Consider the following 24,539-nt stretch of genomic DNA (forward strand, 5'->3'; position numbering starts at 1 on the left):
TTACCCTGCCCGTCTAGCGCGCGCGGCCCCCTCCAAACAAGCCCCCCGCGCGGAATTCATTCCGTAAAGCCAACGACTTGCTCTATGTTAAGCGCTTTCTAGCGGAGGTTCCTGGCCCGCTCGATCGCCGCCAGCTTCTGCTCCACATCCGATCGCCACGGGGCAGCCGCCGGCGCCCGGGAAAGCAGGCCGCGCCAGCTCTGCTCCGCGCCATCCAGATCGCCCGACTGGGCCAGCGCCAGCCCCAGAAAATAGGCCGGCGCCGGGCTGTCCGGCGCAAGCTGGGAGGCGTGCTGGAAAGCGTAGCGCGCAGGAGGCGTCACCATGCCATCCGCATATTGGGATATGGCATTTCCGAGCCCGATCCAGAGCATCACGCTCTTGGGGCGATGCTCGATCGCGGCGCGCAATATGCCCACCGCATAGGCCGGATCGCCGCTGCGGATCAGGCCATCCGACGCATCCAGCGCCTGCGCGTCGACACCCACCTGCTCCAGCCAGCGGCCGCGTTCCTCGGCGAAGAGATTGGGCGGCGCGGCGCGATTGTCGCGCGGGCCGGTCGGGCGGCCGGGAAGCAACGGACTGCCCTGCCAGGCATAGCCGGCGAGCGCGACGAGCAGCGCCGCCGCGATCAGCTCGCCCACGGTGCGGGCGGGCCGGATCGCGATCCACAGGCCACCGACCAGCAGGAGGGCCAGCGCCGCGAGGATGATCCACCCGTTCATCGCCGCCGCCGCTTCAGGCTGCCCAGCGCGATCACGCCGCCGATGGCGAGCAGGATGAGCGGCGCGACCCACAGGATCGCCGTGTCCGCGCCAAGCTCGGGCTTGTACGATACCCAATTGCCGTAGCGCCGGATCAGCCAGGCGCGCACCTCCTCCGGCTGTTCGCCCGCCTGGATGCGCTGGCGGACGAGGCTGCGCATATCGGCGGCGAGATCGGCATTGCTGTCCGCAATCGACTGGCCCTGGCAGACGAGGCAGCGCAGCGTTTCCATCAGCGCCTTGGCCTTCGCCTCCTGCGCGGGATCGGGAAGCTGCTCGTTGGCGAGCGGCGCCGAAGGCATGGTGCTGGCGGCAAGGACGGGCGCGGGCACGGACGACAGCGGAACGAGCGACAGGGCGGCGAGCGCCACGCCCGGCCACGGAGCGCGCGCACGCGCGATCGAACGGACGCCCCTCACCGTGCCTCCTCCAGCGCCGCCTGCACGTCCGCCATGTCTTGCGGCATGATCGGGCCGATCTTCTGGAGGCGGATCACGCCCTTGCCATCCACCACGAACGTCTCCGGCACGCCGGAGGAGCCGAGCGCGATCTGCACCTTGCTGGTCACATCGCTGCCGATGCGGGCATAGGGATTGCCATAGCGGGCGAGGAAGCCCGCCACGTCATCCGGACGATCGCGGATGGCGATGCCGACGATCGGCACATTGTTTTTCGCGAGCAATTCCAGCTGCGGCGCTTCGGCCGCGCACGGCACGCACCAGCTGGCGAAGATGTTGACGAGATGGGGCGTGCCCGTCGCGAGATCCGCGCTGGAAAGCCCCTGCACGCCCGGCGTGGCGGCCGGCAGCGCGAAGGCGGGCAAGGGCGCGCCGATCATCTTCGAGGTGATCGTGGGATCGTCCGGCTTGCGCAGCCCGATGATGAAGATGGTGGCGAGCAGGATGAAGCCCACCAGCGGCACCCACAGCAGCCAGGGGCGGCGCCTGGCGCCATCGGGCGCGTTCATGCCAGAGCCTCCCGGTTCTTCGCCGAACGCCGCTCGCGCAGCAGGCGGCCGACAAGGGCCAGCGCGCCACCCAGCGCCACGAGGCCGCCGCCCGCCCAGATGAGCGTGACGAAAGGCTTCCACCACAGGCGCAGCTGCCAGCGCCCATCCTCGGCCTGAGCACCCAGCACCGTATAGAGCTGGCCGTTCCAGGCCGTGAGGATCGCGCTCTCGCTCGTCTCGGTCGGCGGCGCCCAATAATAGCGTGCCTGCGGGCGCAGCATCACCTTGCCGCCCCCGCGCGATGCCTCCAGCACCGCTTCCATCGATGTCCAGTTGGCGCCGAAGCCGGGCGTGACACTGGTGAGCGTGACACGCCACGGGCCGACGGCCACCTTGTCCCCCACCGAGGCCGCCACCAGCCGCTCGGCCGTGAAGGCGCTGTCGCAGGCCATGCCCGCCAGCGCCACGCCGATGCCGAGATGCGCGATCACCATGCCCCAGGTGAAAAGCGGGGTGCGGCGCAGATTGCGCCCGATCAGCGGCTCGATCGAGCCCAGCACGATCCCGAACGAGAGGCCGAGCCCCAGCAGCGGCAGGATGCCGATGGCGGGAGCCGCGATCTTCGTGGCGACCAGCGCGACAAGGACGAGCGCGGCGGCCGGGGCGAGCCGGCGCAGCAGCGGCTTCATATCCTCGCGTCGCCACCGCATCAGCGGCCCCGCGACCATCACCACGCCGAGGATCAGCGCCAGCGGCCCCGCCGCGCTGTTGAAATAGGGCGGCCCCACCGAGAGCTTCTCACCCGTCACGCCTTCCAGAATCAGCGGATAGAGCGTGCCGACCAGCACGATGCCCAGGATCACCGACAGGAGCAGATTGTTGAGCACGAGGCTGCCCTCGCGGCTGAGCGCATCGAAGCGCGAGCCTTCCCGCACGGTGCCGACGCGCAGCGCGAACAGGATCAGCGCGCCGCCGATATAAAGCGCGAGCAGGCCCAGCAGGAAGCTCCCCCGGCGCGGATCGACCGCGAAGGCATGCACGCTGGTGAGGATGCCAGACCGGACGAGGAAGGTGCCCACCATGCTCATCGAGAAGGCGACGACTCCCAGCATCACCGTCCAGGCGCGCAGCCCGTCGCGCGTGGCCAGCACCGTCACCGAATGCAGCAGGGCCGTCGCCGCCAGCCACGGCATGAGCGAGGCATTCTCCACCGGATCCCAGAACCACCAGCCGCCCCAGCCCAGCTCATAATAGGCCCAGTAGCTGCCGGCGGTGATGCCGATGGTGAGGAAGATCCACGCGCCGAGCACCCAGGGCCGCATCGCGCGCGCGAAGGCGGGGCCGACATCGCGCGTGACGAGTGCGCCGATCGCGAAGGAGAAGGCCACCGAAAGCCCGACATAGCCGATGTAGAGCGTCGGCGGATGGAAGGCGAGGCCCGGATCCTGCAGCAGCGGATTGAGCCCCTGCCCCTCCACCGCCGGCGGCGAGAGGCGCGCGAAGGGATTCGAGGCGAAAAGCAGGAAGGCATAGAAGCCGAGGCCGATCGCCGCCTGCCCGCCCAGCGTGGCGATCAGGGTGCGCTCGTTCAGCCGCCGCTCCAGCAGCGCAACCGCGCCGCCCGCCACCGACAGGATCGAAACCCACATCAGCATCGAACCTTCGTGATTCCCCCAGGAGGCGGCGAAGCGATAGAGGAAGGGCTTCTCGCTATGATCGTTCTGCGCCACGAGCAGCACCGAAAGATCGACCCGTACGAACAGCAGGATCAGAAGCGCGAAGGCGATGCAGGTGAGCAGCCCCTGCGCCACCGCGACGGGGCGGATGGCGCGGCCGATCTGCCCTGCCTCCGCACCCCCGCCGTCCGCATCCGCGCCGAGCGGCGATCGGAGGAAGAGGATCACCAGCACCAGTTGCAGCGCGCAGAGCGCCGCGCCCAGCCACAGCGCCGCGAGGCCGGCTTCGGCGATCACTGCGCCTTGGCCTTCCCGTCGGCTTCCAGGCTGCCGCTCTTGTGCATCGCGCCCGCCACCTGCGGCGGCATGTAGCGCTCGTCATGCTTGGCGAGGATCTGGTCCGCCACGAACTGGCCGGAGGAATCGAAGCGCCCATCGGCGACCACGCCCGATCCTTCCTTGAACAGGGCCGGCACGATGCCGGAAAAGCGCACCGGCACGGTCGCGGCGCCATCGGTGACGAGGAAGCGGATCGTGACGCCATCGGGCAGCCGGCTGATCGATCCCTTCGTGACCATGCCCCCCAGCCGCACGGCACGGCCGGGTGCCACATGATCGCGCGCCGCATCGCTCGGCGTGTAGAAATAGGCGGCCTGATCCTTGAGCGCGGACATGGCGAGCAGGGCCGCGCCGATCAGCGCCGCCACCGCGAGCAGGGCCAGCGTCAGACGCTGGTGCTTGGCCTTCATCCCGCTTGCCATCACCGATCCCGCAGCCGCTCCGCGCGGGCCTCGGCGCGGCGCAGCGCTGTCCAGGCCCAGCCGACCAGGCCGAGCGTGGCGACGATCGCCACCGCATAGGCGGCGATCACGAAGGGCCAGCCCCCGATCATCGAACCATCCTCATGCCGTCGCGAGCCTCTTCATCCGTGCCTCGACCTTGGCATCCGCCAGCAGCGCCCGCATCCGCATCAGCACGATCGCGCCGAACAGCAGGGTGAAGCCCAGCGCCGAAAGCGGCAGCGGCCACAGCAGGCTACGATCGATCGACGTGCCCGACAGGCCGATGCTCTGCCCCTGATGCAGCGTGCGCCACCACAGGACGGAATAATGGATCACCGGCAGGTTCACCGCGCCGACGATGCCGTAAATCGCGGTGATGCGCTGGCCACCGGGGCTGCGCCCCGCCGCATTGGCGAGCGCGACATAGCCGATATAGAGAAAGAACAGGACGAGCATCGACGTGAGCCGTCCATCCCATTCCCACCATGTGCCCCAGGTGGGCCGCCCCCAGATCGATCCGGTGGCGAGGCAGACGGCGGCATAGACCGCGCCCGGCACGGCCATCGCGCGCGCCGCGACCGAACTTAGCGGATGGCGCCAGACGAGCTGGGCGAAGCTGGCCGCCGCGATGCCGGACCATCCCGCCATGCCGAGCCAGGCGGCGGGAACATGGATGTACATGATCCGCACCGTCTGCCCCTGCAGATAATCGGAAGGCGTGATGACGAGCCCGCCGACGAGCGCGACCGCGATCAGCAGCGCCCCGCTCCAGCCGAACCAGGCGGTCAGCGGGCGGGCGATGGCGAGGAAGCGCGCGGGATTGGCGAAGCGATGCATCAAGCGTCCGAAGAGGGCTGAGTGCCGGATAGTATAAGCGCCGCCCGGAGGAAAGCTGCCTAAAGTCTGGTTCGACAGGGCCGAACCGGCGGCCCTACGGCTATCCGCGCCCCGTAATGTGGCACCGGCCCGTCCCATCGCTTGCGGAAGCGGGCGCCAGCGGCCAAGCGCTCGATCATGTCCGCCGCCGCTCTTCCCCCCGATCGCCCGTTGCTGGGGATGGGATTGCGAATCGTCAGCGCGACCTGCTTCGCCTTCATGGCCGCATTGCTGAAGGGGGCGAGCGGGCGCGGTGCCGATACGGTGGAAATGATGTTCTACAGGAGCATCGGCGCGTTGCCGATCGTCTTCCTCTGGACGCTGGCCGGGCCAGGCCTGGATCATCTGGCCACGCGCCGGCCGATCGCGCATCTCACCCGATCGATCATCGGCACGATTTCGATGTTCTGCACCTTCGGTGCGCTCTCGCTGCTCCCGCTCGGCGAGGCGACCACGATCACCTATACCGCGCCGATCTTCGCCACCCTGTTTTCGGCCGCCCTGCTGCACGAAAGGATCGGCCCGCATCGTTGGGTGGCGGTGGCGATCGGCTTTGCCGGGATGATGCTGGTGGTGCGGCCGGGCGGCGCCGGCTTCGCCCCGCTGGGCGTCGCGCTGGCGATCGCGGCGGCACTCGCCACATCGGCGGTGATGATCACGCTGCGCCAGATCGGCAAGACGGAGCATACGGCGGCGATCGTCTTCTGGTTCACCACGTTCGGCGCCGTCGTGGGCGGCGCGCTGCTGCCGATCTTCGGCCACATCCATGATCCGATCACCTATGCGCTGCTGATCGGCGGTGGCCTGTGCGGCGGGGCGGCCCAGATCAGCATGACGAGTTCGCTGCGCTACGCGCCCGTCTCCAGCGTCGTGCCGTTCGATTATCTCCAGATCCTCTGGGCGACCTTGATCGGATGGATGATCTTCGCATCCCCGCCCACGGGAAGCGCGCTGTGCGGCGCGGCGCTGATCGCTGCCAGCGGAATCTACACCGCCTATCGCGAGCATCGTAAGGGGCAGGAACCGAAGCAGGCGCTGGCGACGGCTGAAGGCTGAAAGGCCCGCATGGCCGATCCCGTCCACGGCTCTTCCCCGCGATGGATCCAGCGCCCGCAGCGCCATGGGGGACGAAGCGATTCCTTGTGGAGATCATGGCCGGCTGGCGGGCTTGCCCCGATCCGCAGCGGCACCCGAAACGCCGATCGGCAACTGGAAATGCTGGGGCGATCGACGGGGATTGAACCCGCAACCTCCGGTACCACAAACCGGCGCTCTAACCAATTGAGCTACGATCGCCGCACATGCCCGTCGGCGGCGACGCCCTTACGGTCGACTGGGGCGCCCGGTCAAGCCGCGCCGATCGCGCGATCTTCCGCTTCCGCCACTTCCGCCTTCCTGTGGCCCTGCGGCACCACTGCCCACGCCCGCCCGGATCGCATGCTTCTTCGGCAGACAATATGGCGGCCAGCACGCTCGCAGGCAGTGCGAATCCGGATGGAGAGAGATCCTCGGCACGCCCGCTTCGCGAGCCGGCACGGGCCGCCGGCCCTGCCTAGAGCGTGGCGGCGATGGCGCGGGCCGCGGCGTCGGGATCCACCGCCTTGGTGATCGGGCGTCCCACCACGATGATCGAGGCACCCGAATCGATCGCGGCGCGCGGCGTGATGACGCGCTTCTGATCGCCCACCTCGCCGCCGGCCGGCCGCACGCCGGGCACGACGAAGAAGCCGTGCTTCCAGCGCGCCCGCGCGGCCGCCACCTCATCGCCGGAGCAGACGATGCCATCCAGCCCCGCCTCCGCCGCCAGATCGGCAAGGCGCGCGACCTGCGAGGATGGTTCCGAGGCAACGCCGATCGAGCCCAGATCGGCGGCATCGAGGCTCGTCAGCACCGTGACGCCCACCACCTTCGTGCCCGGCGGTGCGGCGGCCTTGGCATCCTCCATCATCGCGCGACCGCCCGATGCGTGGATCGTCAGTATGGCCGGCGAAAGATGGTGGAGCGCCTGCACGGCACTGGCGACCGTATTCGGAATGTCGTGCAGCTTCAGATCGAGGAAGATGGGCAGGCCCAGCGCCGCCACCTCGCGCACGCCGGCGGCGCCGTTCGCCACGAAGAATTCCAGCCCGAGCTTGAGCCCGCCGACATGATTGCGCACCCGCCCGGCAATCGCCAGCGCACGGCCGAGATCGGGCGTATCGAGCGCGACATAGATGCGGCTGCCCATCAGAAGGGCTCCGCGGGCGCGGCGATATCCTGCGGCAAAGGCGATGCGGGCGGGGTGGCGGCGAGGCGCGTCTGTTCGGTCATGCGGCGCTGATAGCGCCAGCGCTGCACATGATGCCAGATGTAGAGCGGCACGAAACCGAGCAAAAAGGCGATGAGCAGCAGCACGGGCAATTTGGCGTCGGCCTTCAGCCCGCCGAAGAGATCCAGCGTCACCGACGTCCAGTTGTGAATCGAAAAGACCACGACGACGACAGTGATCGCGATCCAGAAGAGCGTTCTCAGGAAGCCCATGCAGCCACCCTATCGCGCTTCGACGCGGATGGCGACCCCGGAACGATCATAGCGCAGCATAAGGTTGCAAGCCTGCGCTCCGGCCGATATGTTCTTGCTTCGTTCAATGTTCGCCAGGAGCCGGCCTTGGCCAAACCGCATCGCCGTTACGTCTGCCAGGCCTGCGGATCGGCCACGTCGCGCTGGCAGGGGCAATGCGTCGATTGCGGCGAATGGAACAGCCTGGTGGAGGAAGCCGGCGGCGGCGTGGTGACTCCGTTCGCCGCCAAGCATGATCTTCGCTCCGGCGGGCGGACGATCGCGCTTTCGGGGCTGGATGCGGACGTGGCGCTGCCCGCGCGCCTTTCGCTGGGCATGGCGGAGCTGGATCGCGCGCTGGGTGGCGGCCTGGTGGCGGGATCCGCGACGCTGATCGGCGGCGATCCGGGCGTGGGCAAATCCACCCTGCTGCTGCAGGCCGCAGCAAAGCTGGCCGCGGGTGGCGCGCGCGTGGCCTATGTCTCGGGCGAGGAGGCTGCCGATCAGGTGCGCCTGCGCGCCCGACGCATGGGGCTGGGCCACGCCCCCGTGCAGCTGGGATCGGCCACCTCCGTGCGCGATATCCTCACCACGCTGGATGCGGGCGCGCCGCCCGCCCTGCTCGTGATCGATTCGATCCAGACGATGCACTCGGATCTGATCGAGGGCGCGCCGGGCACTGTCGGGCAGGTGCGCGCCTCCGCGCAGGAACTGATCCGCTACGCGAAGGAGCGTGGCACGGCGCTGATCCTGGTGGGGCACGTCACCAAGGATGGCGCGATCGCCGGGCCGCGCGTGCTGGAGCATATGGTGGATACGGTGCTGGCCTTCGAAGGCGAGCGCAGCCACCAATATCGCATCCTGCGCGCCGTGAAGAACCGCTTCGGCGGCACGGACGAGATCGGCGTCTTCGCCATGGCCGAGAAAGGCCTGGAAGAGGTTTCCAATCCATCTGCCCTGTTCCTTACCGAACGGGGGGACGGCATTGCCGGCGCGACCGTCTTTCCCGCGATGGAGGGCACCCGGCCCGTGCTGGTGGAGATACAGGCGCTCGTGGTGCGGCTGGCCAGCGGGGCAACGCCGCGTCGCGCGGTGGTGGGCTGGGATTCGGGCCGGCTGGCGATGATTCTCGCCGTGCTGGAGGCGCGCTGCGGGCTCAGCTTCTCGACGGCGGAAGTCTATCTGAACGTGGCGGGTGGCTATCGCATCCAGGATCCGGCCGCCGATCTGGCAGTGGCGGCGGCGCTCGTCTCGGCCCTGTCGGAACGCCCCATCGCGGCGGACGCGGTGGCATTTGGCGAGATCGCGCTCTCCGGCGAGGTGCGGCCGGTGGGCCATGCCGCGCTGCGCCTGAAGGAGGCCGCCAAGCTGGGATTCGGCCGCGCGCTGGCCCCCGCCTCCACCAAGACGGACGGCAAGGGCATGCGGCTTTCAGGTTTCGCCACACTGGGCGCGCTGGTGGATAACGTGCTGGGGCGGTAGCGCCCTCTGCGCTCCCCGCGCGCGCAGGGAACCGAGGCGATGAACGCGATACGCTAATCCGGGCGCTCCGGCCCCCGCGTGCGCGGGGGCGCGGCCCCCCGCCCTCAGATGCGCACGGGCACCGGCGTTTCGCCCGTATAATCGTAGAAGCCGCGTTTGGTCTTGCGACCGAGCCAGCCGGCCTCCACCAGCTTCATCAGGATCGGCGCGGGGCGATATTTGGGGTCGCCGAAATCGGCCTGAAACACGCGCAATATCTCCAGCACCGTATCCAGCCCGATCAGATCGGCGAGCGTGAGCGGCCCCATCGGATGGCCCGCGCCCAGCTTCATCCCGGCATCGATATCGGGAATGGAGGCGAGCCCCTCCCCCGCCGCGAAGCACGCTTCGTTGATCAGCGGCAGCAGGATACGATTGACGACGAATCCGGGCCGGTCGGCAGCGACGATCGTCGTCTTGCCGACGGCGCGGCCGAACGCCTCGGCCACCTCCACCGCGCGATCACCGGTGCCAAGGCCCCGAATCAGTTCCAGCAGGGCCATGAGCGGCACGGGATTGAAGAAGTGCATGCCGATGAAGCGGGCCGGATCGGGCGCCGCCTGCGCCAGCCGCGTGATCGAAATGGACGAAGTATTGCTGGCGAGGATCGCGTCCTGCCCCAGCACCCTGCCGATATTTTCGAAGATGGCGCGCTTCACGGCCTCCCGCTCGGTTGCCGCCTCGATCACGATATCGGCCTCGGCCATCGCGTCCAGCGCCCCGATCGGCTCGATCAGGCGCGCCGCCTCATCGCGCGCCGCCGCCGTGATCTTGTCCTTTTCCACCAGCCGATCGAGCTGGCGGACGATGCCAGCCTTGCCCCTGGCGGCGACCTCCTCCGAAACGTCGGACAGGAGCACGCGGATGCCGCCCTGCGCCGAAACCTGGGCGATGCCCGCCCCCATCTGCCCCGCACCGACAATGCCGACGATCTTCATGGATACCCGATTCCCTTAGCTTATGTGCGCCGAATCGACGCAATTTAACGACAAAAGCAAAGGAAATCCGGTATTTTTGCAGATTTCAGATGCTTCTAGCATAATGTTAACGGACTCGAACTAGGGTGGAACGCAGGGAGCCGAAGAGCCAGGCATCCCCCGGAGATCCTGCCCATGAAGCCGTTTCGGCCGGTCATCCCGACCGATCTCGGATACGTCCGCCTGGACCGATCGATGACGATCATTCCGAATGCCGGCCGTCCCCGCACCCCGTCCCTGCCGGACACGAACCTCCCGTGGTTCCTGCTGCTCCTCGCAGCCGCTTTCCTGATCCGTATGCCGGTGTTCGGCGATCCTGCCTACAAGCTGGACGAGCAATTCTACCTGCTGGCCGGCGATCGCATGCTGCACGGCATGCTACCCTATGTGGATCTGTGGGACAGAAAGCCTGTCGGCCTCTTCCTGATCTATGCCGGCGCGCGGACCCTCGGCGGGGCGGGGTTCGTCCAGTATCAGATGCTGGCGACCCTGTTTGCGGCGGGCACCGCGATGTGCATCTTCGCGCTCGCCCGTCGCTTCGCAGGGGTGGGCGGCGCCACGATGGGCGGCCTGCTCTATCTGCTGTGGATCGAGATAGCCGACGGCGGCGGCGGCCAATCCCCGATCTTCTACAATCTGCCGATGGCGGGCGCGGCCGCCCTGCTGATCGCGCCCGCCGCGGCGCGGCCGCGCTGGCGCGCCTTCGCCGCCATGCTGCTGGCCGGTATCGCCATCCAGATCAAATATACATGCGTGTTCGAGGGTCTTTTCTTCGGCCTCGTCGCGACATGGCAGGCCTGGCAGCGCAATCGCCGTGCCGCGCTGATCGAGGTGCCCTTGCTGGCGCTCACGGCGCTGGCCCCTACCTTCGCCGCGATCGGCGCCTATGCGGCGCTGGGCCATCTCCAGGATTTCTGGTTCGCCAATTTCACCTCCATCTTCATGCGCGGCAAGACGCCCGCCGGGGATATTTATCGCCGCATCGGCTATCATGCGCTGCGCCTGACGATGCTCACCCTCTGCACCGGCCTGTCCTTCGCATGGCTGCGCCGCACCGAAAATACGGCGGAGGCGCGGCGCTGGATGGGCCTGATGGCCGGCTGGTGCATCGCCGCGCTGATCGGCTTCCTCTCGCTGGGCGTGCTCTTCGCCCATTATGTGCTGCCCGTATTCGTGCCCTTTTCGGCGGCGGCGGCACCGATCTGGCGCCGTCCGCGCGTCGGCCCCACCCTGCTCGCCATCGCGGCACTGCTGCCCGCCGCCACATTGCACTGGCCGAATTTCGCGAAGACCAGCCATTCGCAGCAGCAGATGGCGGCACTGACGGCGCTGGTGCCGGCCGGCGTTTCCACCGGCTGCATGCAGATGTTCGATGGGCCGCCGATCCTCTATCACATCACGCATGCCTGCATGCTCAGCCGCTACGTCTTTCCCGATCATCTGAGCGCCGCCAACGAGGATGGCGCGATCGGCGTGGATACGGTGGCCGAACTGAAGCGCGTGCTGGCGCTGCGGCCACTCGTCATCACCACGGGCGATACGGATTCGCGGCCGCCGAACCTGCGCACCACCGCCGTGCTGCGCGAGGCGCTGGCCCGCGATTATCGCCGGGCGGGCCATGCGCCGATCGGGGATCAATTCATTTCGGTCTGGGTGCGGCGATAGCGGCCAAGCCTTTCACCGGCTTTGCTAGCACCTCATTAACCATCCCCGTCTAGGGCAGGCCGGGGGGTGCCGCGCCGCGCGCATCCCGCCGGAGATATCGTGCATGAAGCCGTTCCGACCGGTGATCCCGTCGGCAGATCTGGCCGGGGCGCCGCGCGAAAGCGCGATGGCGCCCGCGCGCGCGCGGCGATGGCTCGTGGCGATCCTGGGCTTCGGCCTCGCGCTTCGGCTGGCATTGGTGGCCGGCGCCGGCATCTATCATCCGGACGAGCTGTTCCAGTATCTCGAGCAGGCGCATCGCCTCGTCTTCGGGCTTGGCCTCGTGCCGTGGGAATATCGCTATGGCATGCGCGGCTGGCTGCTGCCCGTGCTGCTTTCCGGGCCGATGGCGCTGGGCGGGATGATGGCACCCGCCACCTCGCTCTACATCCTGCTGCCGCGTGCCTGCGCGGCTCTGCTGTCGATGACGATCGTCTGGTCGGCGTGGCGGCTTGGCCGGCGCATCTCGCCCGCCGGGGGGCTCATCGCGGCCGGCATCGCCGCCGGATGGGCCGAATTCGTCTATTTCGCACCGCACATCCTGAGCGAGACGATCAGCATCGCCCTGATCCTTCCCGCCGCCGCGCTGCTGACGGAATCGGAACGATCGACTCGCCTCTCCCTGATCGCCGGATTCCTGCTCGGCATCGCGATCCTGTTGCGGATGCAGCATCTGCCGGCCGCCGCCACGCTGGCGCTGTTCGCGCTGCGGCATCGCCCGCGGGACTGGATGCCGCTGATAGGCGGCGGCGCGATCGCGATCGCGATCGGCGGCGCCGTGGATATCGCCCACGGGCAGGCACCGTTCGGCTGGGCGATCGAATATGTGCGCCAGAATATCCTTCTGGACCGCGCCGCCACCTATGGCACCGAGCCGGCCTGGGCCTATGCGCGGGCGATCGGCGTCGCTTTCTGCTGGTGGCTCGCGCCGCTGCTGATGCTGGCGATCGTCGGCGCGACGCGCGCACCCGCGCTGCTGGCGATGGCGCTCGTCAACCTCGCGGTGCATGCGGCGATCGGCCACAAGGAATATCGGTTCATCCTGTTGACCACCGCGACGCTGACGCTGCTCGCCGCGCTGGGCACGGCGATGCTCGTCGAGCGGGCGATCGCACGACGCGCGGGCCTCGCCCGATCGCTGCCCTGGGCGGCGATCGGCATCTGGGCGATCGCATCCGCCTCGCTCGCCGCGAGCGGGCGGCCCGGCCTCTATGCCATGGATGCGGGGAAGGATGGCCCGAACGCCTTCGCCATGGCGCGCGCGGATCCGCTCTTGTGCGGGCTCGCGACGCAGGGCCTGCATTTCAGCCGGGGCGGCGGCTATGCCTATCTGCACCGCGCGACCCCGTTGTTCATTTATGATTCCGGCGAGGCGGCGGCGCTTGCGCGGGACGCGAGCGGCTTCAACCGCCTGATCGCGCCCGCATCCACGCCCGCCCCCGTCGGCTTCCGGCAGGGCAGCTGCCTGCCCGCGCGGGGAAGCGCGCAACCTCTCTGCCTCTTCCTGCGATCGGGCGGCTGCCGCGCGATCCGGACGGCGAACGAAGCCAATCGCATGCTCGTGCGGACCGACCAGTGAAGCACAGTGCCCTGATGCCGGCCGCCTCCCGCACGACTGCGGACCGAGCGACATTCCTGTGCCTGCTGCTGTTGCTCGCTTTCGCCTTCGTGCTGCGCGCGCCTTCCTTCGGCGATCCCGCCTACAAGATTGACGAGCAATTCTATCTCCTCGTTGGCGATCGCATGCTGCGCGGCGCGATCCCCTATGTGGATATATGGGACAGGAAGCCCATCGGCCTGTTCCTGATCTATGCCGGCGCCCGGCTGCTGGGCGGGTCAGGCTTAGTCCAGTATCAATGGCTGGCCACCTTTTGCGCGGCAGGCACAGCCATGTGCCTCTTCGCGCTGTGCCGCCGGATCACGGGCATCGCCGCCGCCACCACGGCCGGCATCCTCTATCTGCTGTGGATCGGCATCGCAGAGGGCGGCGGCGGGCAATCCCCGGTCTTCTACAATCTGCCCATGGCCGGCGCGGCCGCCCTGCTGATCGCCCCGCCCCCGGCGGCCGGGCGCGCGCGCCTGCGCGGTTTCGCGGCGATGCTGCTCGTGGGCATCGCCATCCAGATCAAATATTCCGCGCTGTTCGAGGGCTTCTTCTTCGGCCTTGTCGCGGCGTGGCAATCCTGGCGGCGCGATCGCCGCGCGGCGCTGATCGAGGTGCCGCTTCTGGCGCTCACGGCGCTTGCGCCCACGATCGCGGCGATCGGCGCCTATGCGGCGATGGGGCATCTCCGGCCATTCTGGTTCGCGAATTTCACCTCGATCTTCCTGCGGGGCGAGACGCCGAGCGACGATCTGCATCATCGCGCGGTAACTGGTCTGCTCCGCCTGGTGCCGCTCGCCGTCTGCGCCGTCGCCTCCGCGTGGCATATGCTGCGCAGCGACGGTGCAGGCGGCGAGCGGCGCGAGGCGCAGGCGTGGCTGGCCTTCATGGGCGCGTGGTGCGCCGTCGCGGTCTTCGGCTTCTTTGCACTCGGCCTGCTCTATTCCCACTATCTGTTGCCGGTATTCGTACCCTTCTCCGCCGCCGCCGTGCCGATCGTGCGCCGCTGGCCGACGGGACCGGTGCTCGTCGGCTTCGCGCTGCTTCTGCCGGCGTGCCTTTCGGGGTGGCCGGAAACGGCGGCAACCGCGCGATCAAAGCGCCAGATCGCGAACCTCGCGGCCTTCGTTCCCGCAAATGTCACCACCGGCTGCATGCACATGTTCGATGGCCCGACCGCGCTCTACTCCGTGACCCGCGCCTGCACCGTCACCCCCTACATCTTCCCCGATCATCTGAGCGCGGAGAATGAGGATGGCGCAATCGGCGTGGACACGGTGGCGGAAACCCGGCGCGTGCTGACCGCGCGGCCGCTGGCGATCACGATCGGGGATACGGATGTGCGGCGGCCCAACAAAAAGACCTTCGCGATCATGCGCGAAGGTCTTGCCCGCTCCTATCGGTGGGCGGGCCATGCCTGGATCGACGAGCGGTTCGTATCGGTTTACGTCCGCCGCTGAAGCGGCTCAGTCCCCGATCTTGTCGAGCTTGGCCTGAAGTGCCGCCATCTGCTCCTTCAGCGCGGCCAGCTCATCCTTGGCCTCGGCGGGCTCGGCCGGTTTGGCGGCGGGGGCCACCTTGCCGCCGGCGCCGCGCACCTTGAACGCCTCGGCAGCCGCTTCCATCATATCCATGTTGCGCTTGGCGAGATCCGCGAACGGGCCGCCGGCGAACGCGCCCTGCATCGCCTGGCGGAACTGGGCCTGATTGCTGCGGAACGCCTCCATCGAGGCTTCCAGATATTGCGGCACCATCGCCTGCATCGAATCGCCGTAGAGCGAGATCAGCTCGCGCAGGAAGCCCACCGGCAGCATCGTCTGCCCGCGATTTTCCTCTTCCATGATGATCTGGGTGAGGATGTTGTGGGTGATATCCTCTTCGGTCTTGGCATCGACCACCTTGAACTCGCGGCCGTCGCGCGTCATCTGCGCGAGGAAGTCGAGCGTGATGTAGCTCGAGCTTTCCGTATTATAGAGCCGGCGATTCGCATATTTCTTGATGACGACCGGACCCGAAGTGTTCGATGATTTCGCCATGGCCCGCCCGTCTCCAATCTTTGCAGCATCCCTAGCACCTTCGCTCGCCGCGCCGCAACACAGGCCGCGCCCTTTGCCTCTGTTTTTACAAATGCTGCGCGACGAAGCCGGCGATGATCCTGCGCGGATTGCTGCGGTGTTGCGGGGGGTGCGGGCCTATCAGCAGGCACCGCGCGGCCGGCCCATGCGGCAGGCGCGAAGAATCGCGCGGCGCGGACGCGCTTCGCTGCGCGATTTCGGGGGCGATGGCACGCCGATCGTCTTCGTGCCTTCGCTGATCAACGGATCCGAAATCCTGGATCTGGATCGCGATCGATCGCTGATGCGCTGGCTGCGCGATCAGGGCATGCGCGTGATGCTGGTGGATTGGGGCATTCCGGGCGCGGCGGAACGCGATCTGGGCCTTGCAGGGCATGTCGAGAAACTGCTGCTCCCCTTGCTTTCGCGACTGCCCGAGCCGCCGATCCTGGCCGGCTATTGCCTGGGCGGCACGCTGGCGGCGGCGGCGGCGCAAGCCATGCCGGCGCGCGGCCTCGCCATGATCGCTGCGCCCTGGCGTTTCTCCGGCTTCCCGCCCGGATCGCGCCTGCGCCTGGCCGAATTGTGGGAGAGCGCGCGCGAACCGGCCGGCCAGACGGGACTGCTGCCGATGGAGATCATGCAAGCGGCCTTCTGGAAGCTCGATCCGGCCCGCACGCTCGCCAAATTCGAATCGATCGGGCGCAGGGCCGCGGATCGCCGGGCACTGACGAGCTTCGCCAGGGTGGAGGACTGGGCCAATGCCGGCCCGCCGATGACCTTCGCCGCCGCGCGGGATCTGATGGAAGGCTTCTTCCTCAAGGATCTGCCCGGCACGGGCGGCTGGCGGGTGGCGGGCCGCCCGATCGATCTTTCCTCCCTTCCCTGCCCGGTGCTGGAGGTCGTCTCCACCACGGATCGTATCGTACCCCACCGATCGGCCGCGGGAATCGGCGATCGGCTGACGCTGAATCTCGGCCATGTCGGCATGATCGTGAGCGGGCGGGCGAAGGCATTGTTATGGCAGCCATTGCGCGAATGGCTTTCGCAGACCCCGCACGTTTGCTAGCGGTTTCGGACCACTCATAATGACGGATCCACACGTGGCAGACATCGTCATCACCGGCGCCAAGAGGACGCCTGTCGGCAGCTTTAACGGCGCTTTCGCCAACATCACCGCCCATGAACTGGGGCAGACCGCGATCAAGGCCGCGCTGGAGCAGGCCGGCGTGGCCCCAGGCGACGTGAACGAGGTCGTGCTCGGCCAGATCCTTGCCGCCGGCGAAGGCCAGGGGCCGGCCCGGCAGGCGGCGATCGGCGCCGGCATTCCGGTGGAGGCGACCGCTTATTCGATCAACCAGATCTGCGGATCGGGCCTGCGCGCCGTGGCGATCGCGGCGCAGGGGATCGCGGCGGGCGATGCCGACATCATCGTTGCCGGCGGACAGGAAAGCATGTCGCTCGCGCCGCATGCGCAGCATCTGCGCGGCGGCGTGAAGCTTGGCCCGGTCAGCTTCGTCGATACGATGATGGTCGATGCGCTGACCGATGCCTTCCACAAATATCCGATGGGCATGACCGCCGAAAATCTGGCGGAGCGCTATCAGATCACGCGCGAGGCGCAGGACGCCTTCGCCGTCTCCAGCCAGAACAAGGCCGAGAAGGCCCGCGCCGCTGGCCGCTTCGCGGACGAGATCGTGCCCGTCACGGTCAAGAGCCGCAAGGGCGAGGTCGTGGTGGCGGACGACGAATATATCCGCGCCGGCGCCACGATCGAATCGATGGCCGGCCTGCGCCCCGCCTTCAAGAAGGATGGCAGCGTGACCGCCGGCAACGCATCCGGCATCAATGACGGCGCGGCCGCCGTGGTGCTGATGACGGCGGAGGAAGCCGCAAAGCGCGGCGCCCCCGTGCTCGGCCGCATCGCATCCTGGGCCACGGCCGGCGTGGATCCGGCTTATATGGGCATCGGCCCCGTGCCGGCTTCCAGAAAGGCGCTGGAGAAGGCGGGCTGGACGCTGGACGAGGTGGACCTGATCGAGGCCAACGAAGCCTTCGCCGCGCAGGCTCTGGCCGTCGGCCAGGAACTGGGCTGGGATCCCGCCAAGGTGAATGTGAATGGCGGCGCGATCGCGATCGGCCATCCCGTGGGCGCCAGTGGCGCGCGCGTGCTGACCACCCTGCTCTACGAGATGCAGAAGCGCGATGCGAAGAAGGGCCTTGTCACGCTCTGCATCGGCGGCGGCATGGGCATCGCCATGTGCATCGCGCGCGACTGAGACATGAAGAAAACGCCGCGCCATCCCGCGCGGCAGAGCGAATCGGGGCGGGCCTTCGGGTCCGCCCCTTTTCGTTTCTGGCCCGGCCAAACGGGGCGAACGCCGCCGAATCGATACGTGAACGGATATCGCCTTCCCCCTCCTTCCGAACCCCAATACGGCCGGACGAGAGCGGAGACGTGCGCCTCGCTTTCAGGTGGGATCGACGTTGAGGCTCCCGGCAGCCTTTCCGGCACCGGCCACGCCGGCCGGCCCGTTCGGGCGGGGTCGAAACGGCGCCTCGAGAGACATAGCCGTCAGCGCCCGTCTTTCGCCACGGGGCTTCGACGCGCTCAATCGCTTTTCAGGATCGCGACGAGATGCAATGCGCGTGCCTTGCCGACGAACCGCGATCAGGCGGATTGCCGACCGCCATGGGGGCGCCCCCTGCTCTCCTTGTCCGCATGATCGATCGCGGCGCCCGGATCGGGATGCGGGCTCTGCGAGGGCTTGCCGGCGCGCGCGTCGCGATTGACGCCCTCGATATCGGAATGGGGCGGCGTCTTGGGCGGATTCGCCATATCTCGTCTCCTCTCGAAGGAAGAACGAGCCAAGCCCCGCGAGGCTCCATCGGGGCCGATGGTCGGCCGCGAAGTATCTGGAAAGATGGAAAAAGGCGTGGTGGGCGCAGCAGGGATTGAACCTGCGACCCCACCCGTGTGAAGGGTGTGCTCTACCGCTGAGCTATGCGCCCCGAAAAGCCGGAGGGCCACGCCAGGAGGGGGCGATTAGAGGCTCGCCGCGCGCCTGTCCAGCCCGGATTGCAGCGAGAGAAATCCCGCCCCGAACGAGGCCACTCTCGTCCGATGCGACAGGCGCGCCCGCCCGCATCGGCACCCTGACGATCGGGCGGGCCGTCGCCCGCCCGATCCGGGATCAGTTGACGAGCTCCTTGAGAACCTTGCCCGCGCGAAACTTGGGCTGGCTCGTCGATGCGATATCCATTGGCTCGCCCGTGCGCGGATTGCGGCCGGTGGAAGGCTTGCGGTGCGTTACCGAAAACGTCCCGAATCCGACGAGTCGGACTTCGCTTCCGCCTACAAGGGTCTGCCCGATCTTGTGGAGGACTGCCTCCACGACCCTTCCGGTATCACCCCTGTTGAAACCGGTCTCTTCAGCGACAGCAACGATAAGTTCCTGCTTGTTCATCCTCTACCCCCAATGTTTTTTGGTCGGTGGAGGGAATAAACGCCCAGTGGCCCGCGCCTGTCAAAAGAAAAAGACGGGTATCCTTCAAAAAATTGCGTCAATGCCGAGCAAAACTGCTCCCGTGATCCGACGCCGGCACGGCGGCGGGAGGTTCCGTCGCCAGTTCATCCGCCTCGGTCCACTCGATCGGAACAATCGGACGGGCCAGCGCGCGCGCCAGCACCTCATCGACATGACTAACCGGGACGATCTCAAGATTCTCGCGAATATTCGAAGGAATATCCGCAAGATCCTTCTCATTCTCCTGCGGGATCAACACGGTGGCGATCCCACCGCGCAGTGCGGCAAGCAGCTTCTCCTTGAGACCACCGATCGGAAGCACGCGACCACGCAGCGTAACCTCGCCGGTCATCGCCACGTCGCGGCGCACCGGGATGCCCGTGAGCGTCGAAACGAGCGTCGTCACCATGCCGATGCCGGCGGATGGGCCATCCTTCGGCACCGCGCCTTCGGGAAGGTGGATATGCACGTCCTTCCGGGTGAAGATCGAAGGCTTGATGCCATAGATCGGCGCGCGCGCCTTCACGAACGACCATGCGGCCTGGACGCTCTCGTTCATCACCTCGCCCAGCTTGCCGGTCGTCTTGACCAGCCCCTTGCCGGGCACGGTGACGGCCTCGATCGTCAGCAGTTCGCCGCCCACCTCGGTCCAGGCGAGGCCGGTGACAGCGCCGATCTGGTCCTCCTCCTCCGAAACACCGAAGCGATGCTTCCGCACGCCCGAGAAATCACCCAGATTCTCGGCCGTCACGACAACCTTGGTCTCCTTGCCCTCCAGGATACGGCGCAGCGCCTTGCGCGCGACCTTGGCGATCTCGCGCTCCAGCGTGCGGACGCCGGCTTCCCGCGTGTAATAGCGGATCAGATCGCGAAGCCCCTCGTCCGTCAGCTCGAATTCCCCGGCCTTCAGGCCGTGTGCCTCGATCTGCTTGGGCAGGAGATGCGCCTTGGCGATCTCCAGCTTCTCATCCTCGGTATAACCTTCCAGCCGGATGATCTCCATGCGATCCAGCAGCGGCTGGGGCAGGTTCAGCAAATTGGCCGTCGTCACGAACATCACATCCGAAAGATCGATGTCGATCTCCAGGTAATGATCCTGGAACTTGCCGTTCTGCTCCGGATCCAGCACCTCCAGCAGCGCGGACGCGGGATCGCCCCGGAAATCCTGGCCCAGCTTGTCGATTTCATCCAGCAGGAACAGCGGGTTGGAGGTGCCGGCCTTCTTCAGGTTCGACACGATCTTGCCCGGCAGCGAGCCGATATAGGTGCGGCGATGGCCGCGAATCTCGGCCTCGTCGCGCACGCCGCCCAGGGACTGGCGCACGAATTCGCGCCCCGTCGCCTTCGCGATCGAGCGTCCCAGCGATGTCTTGCCCACGCCCGGCGGCCCGACCAGGCACAGGATCGGCCCCTTCAGCTTGTTGGTGCGCGCCTGCACCGCAAGATATTCGACGATTCGGTCCTTGACCTTCTCCAGCCCGTGATGATCGGCATCCAGCACCGCCTGCGCCGCCGGAATATCCTTCTTCACCTTGCTCTTCTTGCCCCAGGGCAGGCCCAGGAGCACATCGAGATAATTGCGGACGACCGTCGCCTCGGCGCTCATCGGCGCCATCGTGCGCAGCTTCTTCAGTTCGGCGGTCGCCTTGGAGCGCGCCTCCTTCGAAAGCTTGGTATTCGCGATCTTCTGGGTGAGTTCGGCGATCTCGTCGCCGCCCTCGTCGCCCTCGCTGGTGCCCAGTTCGCGCTGGATCGCCTTGAGCTGCTCGTTCAGATAATATTCGCGCTGGCTCTTCTCCATCTGCCGCTTCACGCGGCTGCGGATCTTCTTTTCCACCTGGAGCACGCCCAGTTCGCCTTCCATGAAGGCGAAGGCCATTTCCAGGCGCCGCGCGGGGCTCGCTTCCATCAGCATCGCCTGCTTTTCGGCAACCTTGACCGCAATATTGCCGGCCACCGCATCGGCCAGCCGGCCCGGCTCCTCGATATCGGCGAACTGGCCGGGCAGATCGTCGCTGATCTTCTTGTTGAGCTTGGCATAGCGCTCGAACTGCTCGACGACCGAGCGCACGAGGCCCTTCGTCTCGTTATCGTCGCTCTGCTCCGCCTCGGCGACCGGGCCGATATCGGCGATCAGGTGGCCGCCCTCGGTGCGCAGATCGGAAAGGCGGCCGCGCCGCTGCCCTTCCACCAACACGCGCACCGTGCCGTCCGGCAGCTTCAGCAACTGGAGCACCGTGGCGACGACGCCGATCTCGTAGAGCGCGCTCGCATCCGGATCATCGTTGGCCGGATCCAGCTGGGCGACGAGGAAGATGGATTTGTCCGCCGCCATCGCGCTTTCCAGCGCGGCGACCGATTTGTCGCGCCCGACGAAGAGGGGCACGATCATCTGCGGGAAGACGACGATGTCGCGAAGCGGCAGGACGGGGAAGGTTTCGACCATGAAGACTCCGATGCCGCGCGAACACAGGCGGCCTTGAATCGGGATATGGGGCGCGATCGGGTGGGGATCAATCCGGCCTTTTGTTGCTGATGTGACATCTCGGACGAGAAAAAGGCGCTAGCTGCATCGCATGATTCGCACGCTTCGCCTCGCCACGCCGGCCTTCGCCAGCCTGATCGCCCTCTCCAGCGCACTGGCGCAGACGCCGCAACAGGCGCCCGAACGCGCGCCCGCCCCCGGCGCCGGCCCGATGGACGACGAGGAGACGATCCTCGTGACCGGGCAGAAGCCCGAAGGCTCCGTGGTCGGCGACATTCCGGCCGAACAGATCCTGAACCCGGCGGACGTGCGCGCCTATGGCGTCAATTCGATCTCCGACCTGCTGGATCAGCTCAGCCCGCAGACGGGCAGCAACCAGGGGCGCGGCGGCGGCGCGCCGGCCGTGCTGCTGAATGGCAAGCGCATCTCCAGCTTCGCCGAGATACGCGACATTCCGACCGAAGCGATCCTGCGCGTGGAGGTGATGCCCGAAGAGGTCGCGCTCAAATATGGCTTCGCTTCCGACCAGAAGGTCGTGAATTTCGTGCTGCGCCGCCGCTTCGATGCCAAGACGGTGGTGGCGGACGGCAGCACCTCCACCGAGGGTGGCGGCGAAAGCGGCACGCTGGAAGGCGGCAAGATCCGGATACGGGGCGACAATCGCTTCAACCTGAACGTGCGCATGCAGGCGAGCGCGCGCCTGCTGGAGAGCGATCGCGACCTGATCTCCACCGCCGCCGGCACGCCCTATTCACAGGCGGGCAATGTCGTGGCGGCGGGCAGCGGCCAGATCGATCCGGCGCTGAGCGCCTTGGTGGGCACGCCGGTGACGATCGCGGGCGTGCCGGCATCGGCCGCCACCGCCGCCCCCACGCTCAACGCCTTCGCCGCAACGGCGAACGCCCAGACCAGCACCGACGTATCGCCCTATCGCACGCTGCGGCCGGAGACGGAGACGCTCACCGTCAACTCCGTCTATTCGCGTGCCTTCGGCGGCATTTCGGCCACGGCCAACGGCATGCTCACCGTCACGCGCAGCAAGGCGCTGAACGGCCTGCCTTCCACCTCGCTTTCGCTGCCGGCGGGCAATCCCTATTCGCCCTTCGCCTCGACGGTGGTGGTGGATCGCTATCTGGGCACGGATCCGCTCTCGCAACGGACGAACGGCTGGACCGGCCATTTCGGCGCCGGCGCCAATGGCCAGTTCTCGCAGGCCTGGCGCTGGACGGCGACCGGCAATTACGATCATGGCGACAGCAAGACGCGCACGGAGACCGGCCTCGACACCACGGCGATCCAGTCCCGCCTGACGGCCAATGACGCGAGCCTCAATCCCTATGGCGATCTCGATCCCTTCGTGGGCGGCCTGCTGGTCAACCGCGCCCGATCGATCACCAACAGCGGCGATTTCCAGATCATCTCGCGCGGCAACGTCGCCAAGCTGCCGGCAGGCCATATCGGCACCACGATCAAGGCGGGCGGCACCTTCCAGGCGATCGACGCCAGCTCGCTGCGGCTGGGCGTTTCCCAATCCAACTCGCTCTCGCGCACGGGCGGCAACGGATCGGTGAGCATCGATCTGCCGATCGCCAGCCGCAAGGCGGGCGTGCTCACGCCGCTGGGCAACCTGACCGCCAACATGAATCTGGCGGTCAACCAGCTCAGCGATTTCGGCACGCTGCGCACCTGGGGCGCCGGCTTCAACTGGACGCCGCGCACGCCGATCACCTTCATCTTCTCCGTCACCGACGATGAAGGCGCGCCCACCGTATCGCAGCTGGGCAGCCCCGTGGTGGTGACGCCGGCCGCGCGTGTGTTCGATTATCGGCTGGGACAGTCGGTGGATGTGGCCGCGATCACCGGCGGCAATCCCAACCTGCTGGCCGACAATCGCCACGTCACGAAGATCGGCGCGACATGGAAGCCGCTGCCCAAGGCGGACCTTTCCATCACCGCCAATTATGTGAAGAGCCGCATCCGCGATGCGATCAACTCCCTGCCGGAGCCGACCGCCGCGATCGAAGCCGCCTTCCCCGATCGCTTCATCCGCGATGCCGATGGCGATCTTGTTCGCGTCGACACCCGCCCGGTGAATTTCAGCCGCGAGGATACGGAAAGCCTGCGCTGGGGCTTCAATCTCTCGATCGCGCTCAAGCCCTCTCAGGCGCAGATGGCGGCCTTCCGCAAGCTGGCGGCCGAACGCGGCTTTCCCTTCCCGGGCGGCCCCGGCGGGGCGGGCGGGCCGCCTCCCGAAGGAGGCCCACCGCCCGAGGGCGCGCCGCAGGCGCAGAACGATCGCTCCGCCACCACCAATAGCGGGCAAAGCTCCAGCTCGGCCGAGCGCGGCGTGGGGGGCGGCGGAGGCGGTGCCGGCGGCGGGGGGGGCTTCGGCGGCGGGCCGGGCGGACCGGGCGGCGGCCGTGGACCGGGCGGCCCCGGTGGTTTCGGCGGCCCGCGCGGCGGCGGCCAGGCCGGCGGGCGCCTGCAATTCGCGCTCTATCACACCTGGCATTTCCAGGATGAGGTGCTCATCCGTCCGGGCCTGCCCGTGCTCGATCGTCTTGCCGGCGATGCCACCGGATCCGGGGGCGGACAGCCGCGCCACGAACTGGAAGGCCAGTTCGGCTATTCCAATGCGGGGCTCGGCATGCGCCTCTCGGCCAACTGGCAGAGCGCGACCACGGCCAAGGCCGCCGCGAGCAGCGCGATCGGCGACCTTCGCTTCTCCGATCTCACCACCTTCGATCTGCGCGTCTTCGCCGATCTGGGCCAGATGCCGCGATTCCTGGGCAAGGGCTGGGCGCGCAACCTGCGCCTGACCTTCAGCGTGACCAACATCTTCAACGAGCGGCAGACGGTGCGCGATATGAACGGGGATACGCCGGTGCGCTATCAGCCCGCTTATCTCGATCCGCTCGGCCGATCGGTGCGGATCGGCATTCGCAAGCTCTTCGCCCCCACGCCACCGCGCGGCCCCTTCCAGCCGGGCCAGCAACGGCAGCCGCGATAGGTATCGCACAATCCCGTCACCCCGATCGGCCGATCCGGGGGGACGGGACTGGCGAAAAGGTCCGGTATCGGCC

The 24,539-nt window shown here is 67.7% G+C and carries 22 protein-coding genes and 2 tRNA genes; 8 read left to right on the top strand and 16 right to left on the bottom strand.

Annotated features, from left to right (window positions below; genetic code table 11):
• Positions 1-98: 98 nt before the first annotated feature.
• The 7 genes from DI605_RS13410 to ccmC form a co-directional block, all read right to left on the bottom strand.
• Complete coding sequence (locus DI605_RS13410; protein ID WP_293974694.1) at positions 99-725, bottom strand: cytochrome C biogenesis protein; 627 nt, start codon at positions 723-725, stop codon at positions 99-101.
• Positions 722-1,066 carry a cytochrome c-type biogenesis protein gene (locus DI605_RS13415; RefSeq protein WP_293974918.1) on the bottom strand — a complete coding sequence of 115 codons (345 nt, stop codon included), beginning with the start codon at positions 1,064-1,066 and terminating at the stop codon, positions 722-724. The genes DI605_RS13410 and DI605_RS13415 overlap by 4 nt, the downstream gene beginning before the upstream one ends.
• A gap of 113 nt (positions 1,067-1,179) precedes the next feature.
• A complete protein-coding gene (locus tag DI605_RS13420) occupies positions 1,180-1,731 on the bottom strand; it encodes a DsbE family thiol:disulfide interchange protein (protein WP_293974697.1) in 552 nt (183 codons plus the stop codon).
• Positions 1,728-3,686: a heme lyase CcmF/NrfE family subunit gene (locus DI605_RS13425; RefSeq protein ID WP_293974700.1), complete on the bottom strand. Its 1,959-nt coding sequence runs from the start codon at positions 3,684-3,686 to the stop codon at positions 1,728-1,730. Before DI605_RS13425 ends, DI605_RS13420 begins: the two co-directional genes overlap by 4 nt.
• Positions 3,683-4,138: a cytochrome c maturation protein CcmE gene (gene ccmE, locus DI605_RS13430; protein WP_293974920.1), complete on the bottom strand. Its 456-nt coding sequence runs from the start codon at positions 4,136-4,138 to the stop codon at positions 3,683-3,685. Before ccmE ends, DI605_RS13425 begins: the two co-directional genes overlap by 4 nt.
• A gap of 11 nt (positions 4,139-4,149) precedes the next feature.
• Complete coding sequence (gene ccmD / locus DI605_RS13435) at positions 4,150-4,281, bottom strand: heme exporter protein CcmD (RefSeq protein WP_367120053.1); 132 nt, start codon at positions 4,279-4,281, stop codon at positions 4,150-4,152.
• Positions 4,282-4,291: 10 nt separating this feature from the next.
• Positions 4,292-5,008, bottom strand: coding sequence for a heme ABC transporter permease CcmC (gene ccmC, locus DI605_RS13440; RefSeq protein WP_293974703.1), 717 nt, complete (start codon positions 5,006-5,008; stop codon positions 4,292-4,294).
• A gap of 177 nt (positions 5,009-5,185) precedes the next feature.
• On the opposite strand from ccmC, the gene DI605_RS13445 reads away from it, so the two are divergent.
• On the top strand, positions 5,186-6,103 hold the full coding sequence (locus DI605_RS13445) for a DMT family transporter (protein ID WP_293974705.1): 918 nt from the start codon (positions 5,186-5,188) through the stop codon (positions 6,101-6,103).
• Positions 6,104-6,266: 163 nt separating this feature from the next.
• On the opposite strand, the gene DI605_RS13450 is transcribed toward DI605_RS13445, so the two are convergent.
• The 3 genes from DI605_RS13450 to DI605_RS13460 all read right to left on the bottom strand — a co-directional run bounded on the left by DI605_RS13450 (position 6,267) and on the right by DI605_RS13460 (position 7,567).
• Positions 6,267-6,343: transfer RNA gene (locus DI605_RS13450), tRNA-His, on the bottom strand.
• Positions 6,344-6,599: 256 nt separating this feature from the next.
• Positions 6,600-7,274 carry an orotidine-5'-phosphate decarboxylase gene (pyrF, locus tag DI605_RS13455; protein WP_293974708.1) on the bottom strand — a complete coding sequence of 225 codons (675 nt, stop codon included), beginning with the start codon at positions 7,272-7,274 and terminating at the stop codon, positions 6,600-6,602.
• Positions 7,274-7,567 carry a hypothetical protein gene (locus DI605_RS13460; protein WP_293974711.1) on the bottom strand — a complete coding sequence of 98 codons (294 nt, stop codon included), beginning with the start codon at positions 7,565-7,567 and terminating at the stop codon, positions 7,274-7,276. Before DI605_RS13460 ends, pyrF begins: the two co-directional genes overlap by 1 nt.
• 126 nt (positions 7,568-7,693) lie before the next feature.
• On the opposite strand from DI605_RS13460, the gene radA reads away from it, so the two are divergent.
• Positions 7,694-9,067, top strand: coding sequence for a DNA repair protein RadA (gene radA / locus DI605_RS13465; RefSeq protein ID WP_293974714.1), 1,374 nt, complete (start codon positions 7,694-7,696; stop codon positions 9,065-9,067).
• Positions 9,068-9,171: 104 nt separating this feature from the next.
• Here radA and DI605_RS13470 read toward each other — a convergent pair whose 3' ends face one another.
• Positions 9,172-10,044 carry a 3-hydroxyacyl-CoA dehydrogenase NAD-binding domain-containing protein gene (locus tag DI605_RS13470; RefSeq protein WP_293974717.1) on the bottom strand — a complete coding sequence of 291 codons (873 nt, stop codon included), beginning with the start codon at positions 10,042-10,044 and terminating at the stop codon, positions 9,172-9,174.
• A 234-nt stretch (positions 10,045-10,278) separates the two neighbouring features.
• Here DI605_RS13470 and DI605_RS13475 point away from each other — a divergent pair, with 234 nt between their 5' ends.
• The 3 genes from DI605_RS13475 to DI605_RS13485 all read left to right on the top strand — a co-directional run bounded on the left by DI605_RS13475 (position 10,279) and on the right by DI605_RS13485 (position 14,850).
• Positions 10,279-11,748 (top strand): hypothetical protein, encoded by a 1,470-nt coding sequence (locus DI605_RS13475; protein WP_293974720.1) that lies wholly within the window; start codon positions 10,279-10,281, stop codon positions 11,746-11,748.
• Between the two features lie 103 nt (positions 11,749-11,851).
• Positions 11,852-13,366, top strand: coding sequence for a hypothetical protein (locus DI605_RS13480; protein ID WP_293974723.1), 1,515 nt, complete (start codon positions 11,852-11,854; stop codon positions 13,364-13,366).
• A complete protein-coding gene (locus DI605_RS13485; RefSeq protein WP_293974726.1) occupies positions 13,363-14,850 on the top strand; it encodes a hypothetical protein in 1,488 nt (495 codons plus the stop codon). Before DI605_RS13480 ends, DI605_RS13485 begins: the two co-directional genes overlap by 4 nt.
• Before the next feature lie 6 nt (positions 14,851-14,856).
• On the opposite strand, the gene phaR is transcribed toward DI605_RS13485, so the two are convergent.
• A complete protein-coding gene (phaR, locus tag DI605_RS13490) occupies positions 14,857-15,426 on the bottom strand; it encodes a polyhydroxyalkanoate synthesis repressor PhaR (RefSeq protein ID WP_293974729.1) in 570 nt (189 codons plus the stop codon).
• Between the two features lie 136 nt (positions 15,427-15,562).
• On the opposite strand from phaR, the gene DI605_RS13495 reads away from it, so the two are divergent.
• Together DI605_RS13495 and DI605_RS13500 are read left to right on the top strand one after the other, a co-directional pair.
• Positions 15,563-16,513 carry an alpha/beta fold hydrolase gene (locus DI605_RS13495; RefSeq protein ID WP_367120054.1) on the top strand — a complete coding sequence of 317 codons (951 nt, stop codon included), beginning with the start codon at positions 15,563-15,565 and terminating at the stop codon, positions 16,511-16,513.
• A gap of 34 nt (positions 16,514-16,547) precedes the next feature.
• Positions 16,548-17,723, top strand: a complete 1,176-nt coding sequence (locus tag DI605_RS13500) for an acetyl-CoA C-acetyltransferase (RefSeq protein WP_293974735.1) — start codon at positions 16,548-16,550, stop codon at positions 17,721-17,723.
• A 392-nt stretch (positions 17,724-18,115) separates the two neighbouring features.
• On the opposite strand, the gene DI605_RS13505 is transcribed toward DI605_RS13500, so the two are convergent.
• The 4 genes from DI605_RS13505 to lon form a co-directional block, all read right to left on the bottom strand.
• On the bottom strand, positions 18,116-18,283 hold the full coding sequence (locus tag DI605_RS13505) for a hypothetical protein (protein ID WP_293974738.1): 168 nt from the start codon (positions 18,281-18,283) through the stop codon (positions 18,116-18,118).
• A 98-nt stretch (positions 18,284-18,381) separates the two neighbouring features.
• A tRNA-Val gene (locus tag DI605_RS13510) sits at positions 18,382-18,456 on the bottom strand.
• A 182-nt stretch (positions 18,457-18,638) separates the two neighbouring features.
• Entirely contained in the window at positions 18,639-18,911 is a 273-nt protein-coding gene (locus DI605_RS13515; protein WP_293974741.1) for an HU family DNA-binding protein, read from the bottom strand.
• Between the two features lie 97 nt (positions 18,912-19,008).
• A complete protein-coding gene (gene lon, locus DI605_RS13520) occupies positions 19,009-21,417 on the bottom strand; it encodes an endopeptidase La (RefSeq protein ID WP_293974744.1) in 2,409 nt (802 codons plus the stop codon).
• Positions 21,418-21,547: 130 nt separating this feature from the next.
• On the opposite strand from lon, the gene DI605_RS13525 reads away from it, so the two are divergent.
• Positions 21,548-24,466, top strand: a complete 2,919-nt coding sequence (locus DI605_RS13525) for a TonB-dependent receptor (protein WP_293974747.1) — start codon at positions 21,548-21,550, stop codon at positions 24,464-24,466.
• Positions 24,467-24,539: the final 73 nt, after the last annotated feature.

This window comes from Sphingomonas sp. (assembly GCF_003248515.1).
GTDB lineage: Bacteria > Pseudomonadota > Alphaproteobacteria > Sphingomonadales > Sphingomonadaceae > Sphingomonas_I.

What these genes read in the sequence shown, in the direction of transcription:
- DI605_RS13460 (WP_293974711.1), bottom strand. Translation starts at nt 7,567, where the DNA reads ATGGGCTTCCTGAGAACGCTCTTCTGGATCGCGATCACTGTCGTCGTC.
- ccmC (WP_293974703.1), bottom strand. Translation starts at nt 5,008, where the DNA reads ATGCATCGCTTCGCCAATCCCGCGCGCTTCCTCGCCATCGCCCGCCCG.
- DI605_RS13420 (WP_293974697.1), bottom strand. Translation starts at nt 1,731, where the DNA reads ATGAACGCGCCCGATGGCGCCAGGCGCCGCCCCTGGCTGCTGTGGGTG.
- lon (WP_293974744.1), bottom strand. Translation starts at nt 21,417, where the DNA reads ATGGTCGAAACCTTCCCCGTCCTGCCGCTTCGCGACATCGTCGTCTTC.
- ccmE (WP_293974920.1), bottom strand. Translation starts at nt 4,138, where the DNA reads ATGAAGGCCAAGCACCAGCGTCTGACGCTGGCCCTGCTCGCGGTGGCG.
- DI605_RS13505 (WP_293974738.1), bottom strand. Translation starts at nt 18,283, where the DNA reads ATGGCGAATCCGCCCAAGACGCCGCCCCATTCCGATATCGAGGGCGTC.
- pyrF (WP_293974708.1), bottom strand. Translation starts at nt 7,274, where the DNA reads ATGGGCAGCCGCATCTATGTCGCGCTCGATACGCCCGATCTCGGCCGT.
- ccmD (WP_367120053.1), bottom strand. Translation starts at nt 4,281, where the DNA reads ATGATCGGGGGCTGGCCCTTCGTGATCGCCGCCTATGCGGTGGCGATC.
- DI605_RS13475 (WP_293974720.1), top strand. Translation starts at nt 10,279, where the DNA reads ATGACGATCATTCCGAATGCCGGCCGTCCCCGCACCCCGTCCCTGCCG.
- DI605_RS13515 (WP_293974741.1), bottom strand. Translation starts at nt 18,911, where the DNA reads ATGAACAAGCAGGAACTTATCGTTGCTGTCGCTGAAGAGACCGGTTTC.
- DI605_RS13470 (WP_293974717.1), bottom strand. Translation starts at nt 10,044, where the DNA reads ATGAAGATCGTCGGCATTGTCGGTGCGGGGCAGATGGGGGCGGGCATC.
- DI605_RS13415 (WP_293974918.1), bottom strand. Translation starts at nt 1,066, where the DNA reads ATGCCTTCGGCGCCGCTCGCCAACGAGCAGCTTCCCGATCCCGCGCAG.
- DI605_RS13480 (WP_293974723.1), top strand. Translation starts at nt 11,852, where the DNA reads ATGAAGCCGTTCCGACCGGTGATCCCGTCGGCAGATCTGGCCGGGGCG.
- DI605_RS13410 (WP_293974694.1), bottom strand. Translation starts at nt 725, where the DNA reads ATGAACGGGTGGATCATCCTCGCGGCGCTGGCCCTCCTGCTGGTCGGT.
- DI605_RS13445 (WP_293974705.1), top strand. Translation starts at nt 5,186, where the DNA reads ATGTCCGCCGCCGCTCTTCCCCCCGATCGCCCGTTGCTGGGGATGGGA.
- DI605_RS13525 (WP_293974747.1), top strand. Translation starts at nt 21,548, where the DNA reads ATGATTCGCACGCTTCGCCTCGCCACGCCGGCCTTCGCCAGCCTGATC.
- phaR (WP_293974729.1), bottom strand. Translation starts at nt 15,426, where the DNA reads ATGGCGAAATCATCGAACACTTCGGGTCCGGTCGTCATCAAGAAATAT.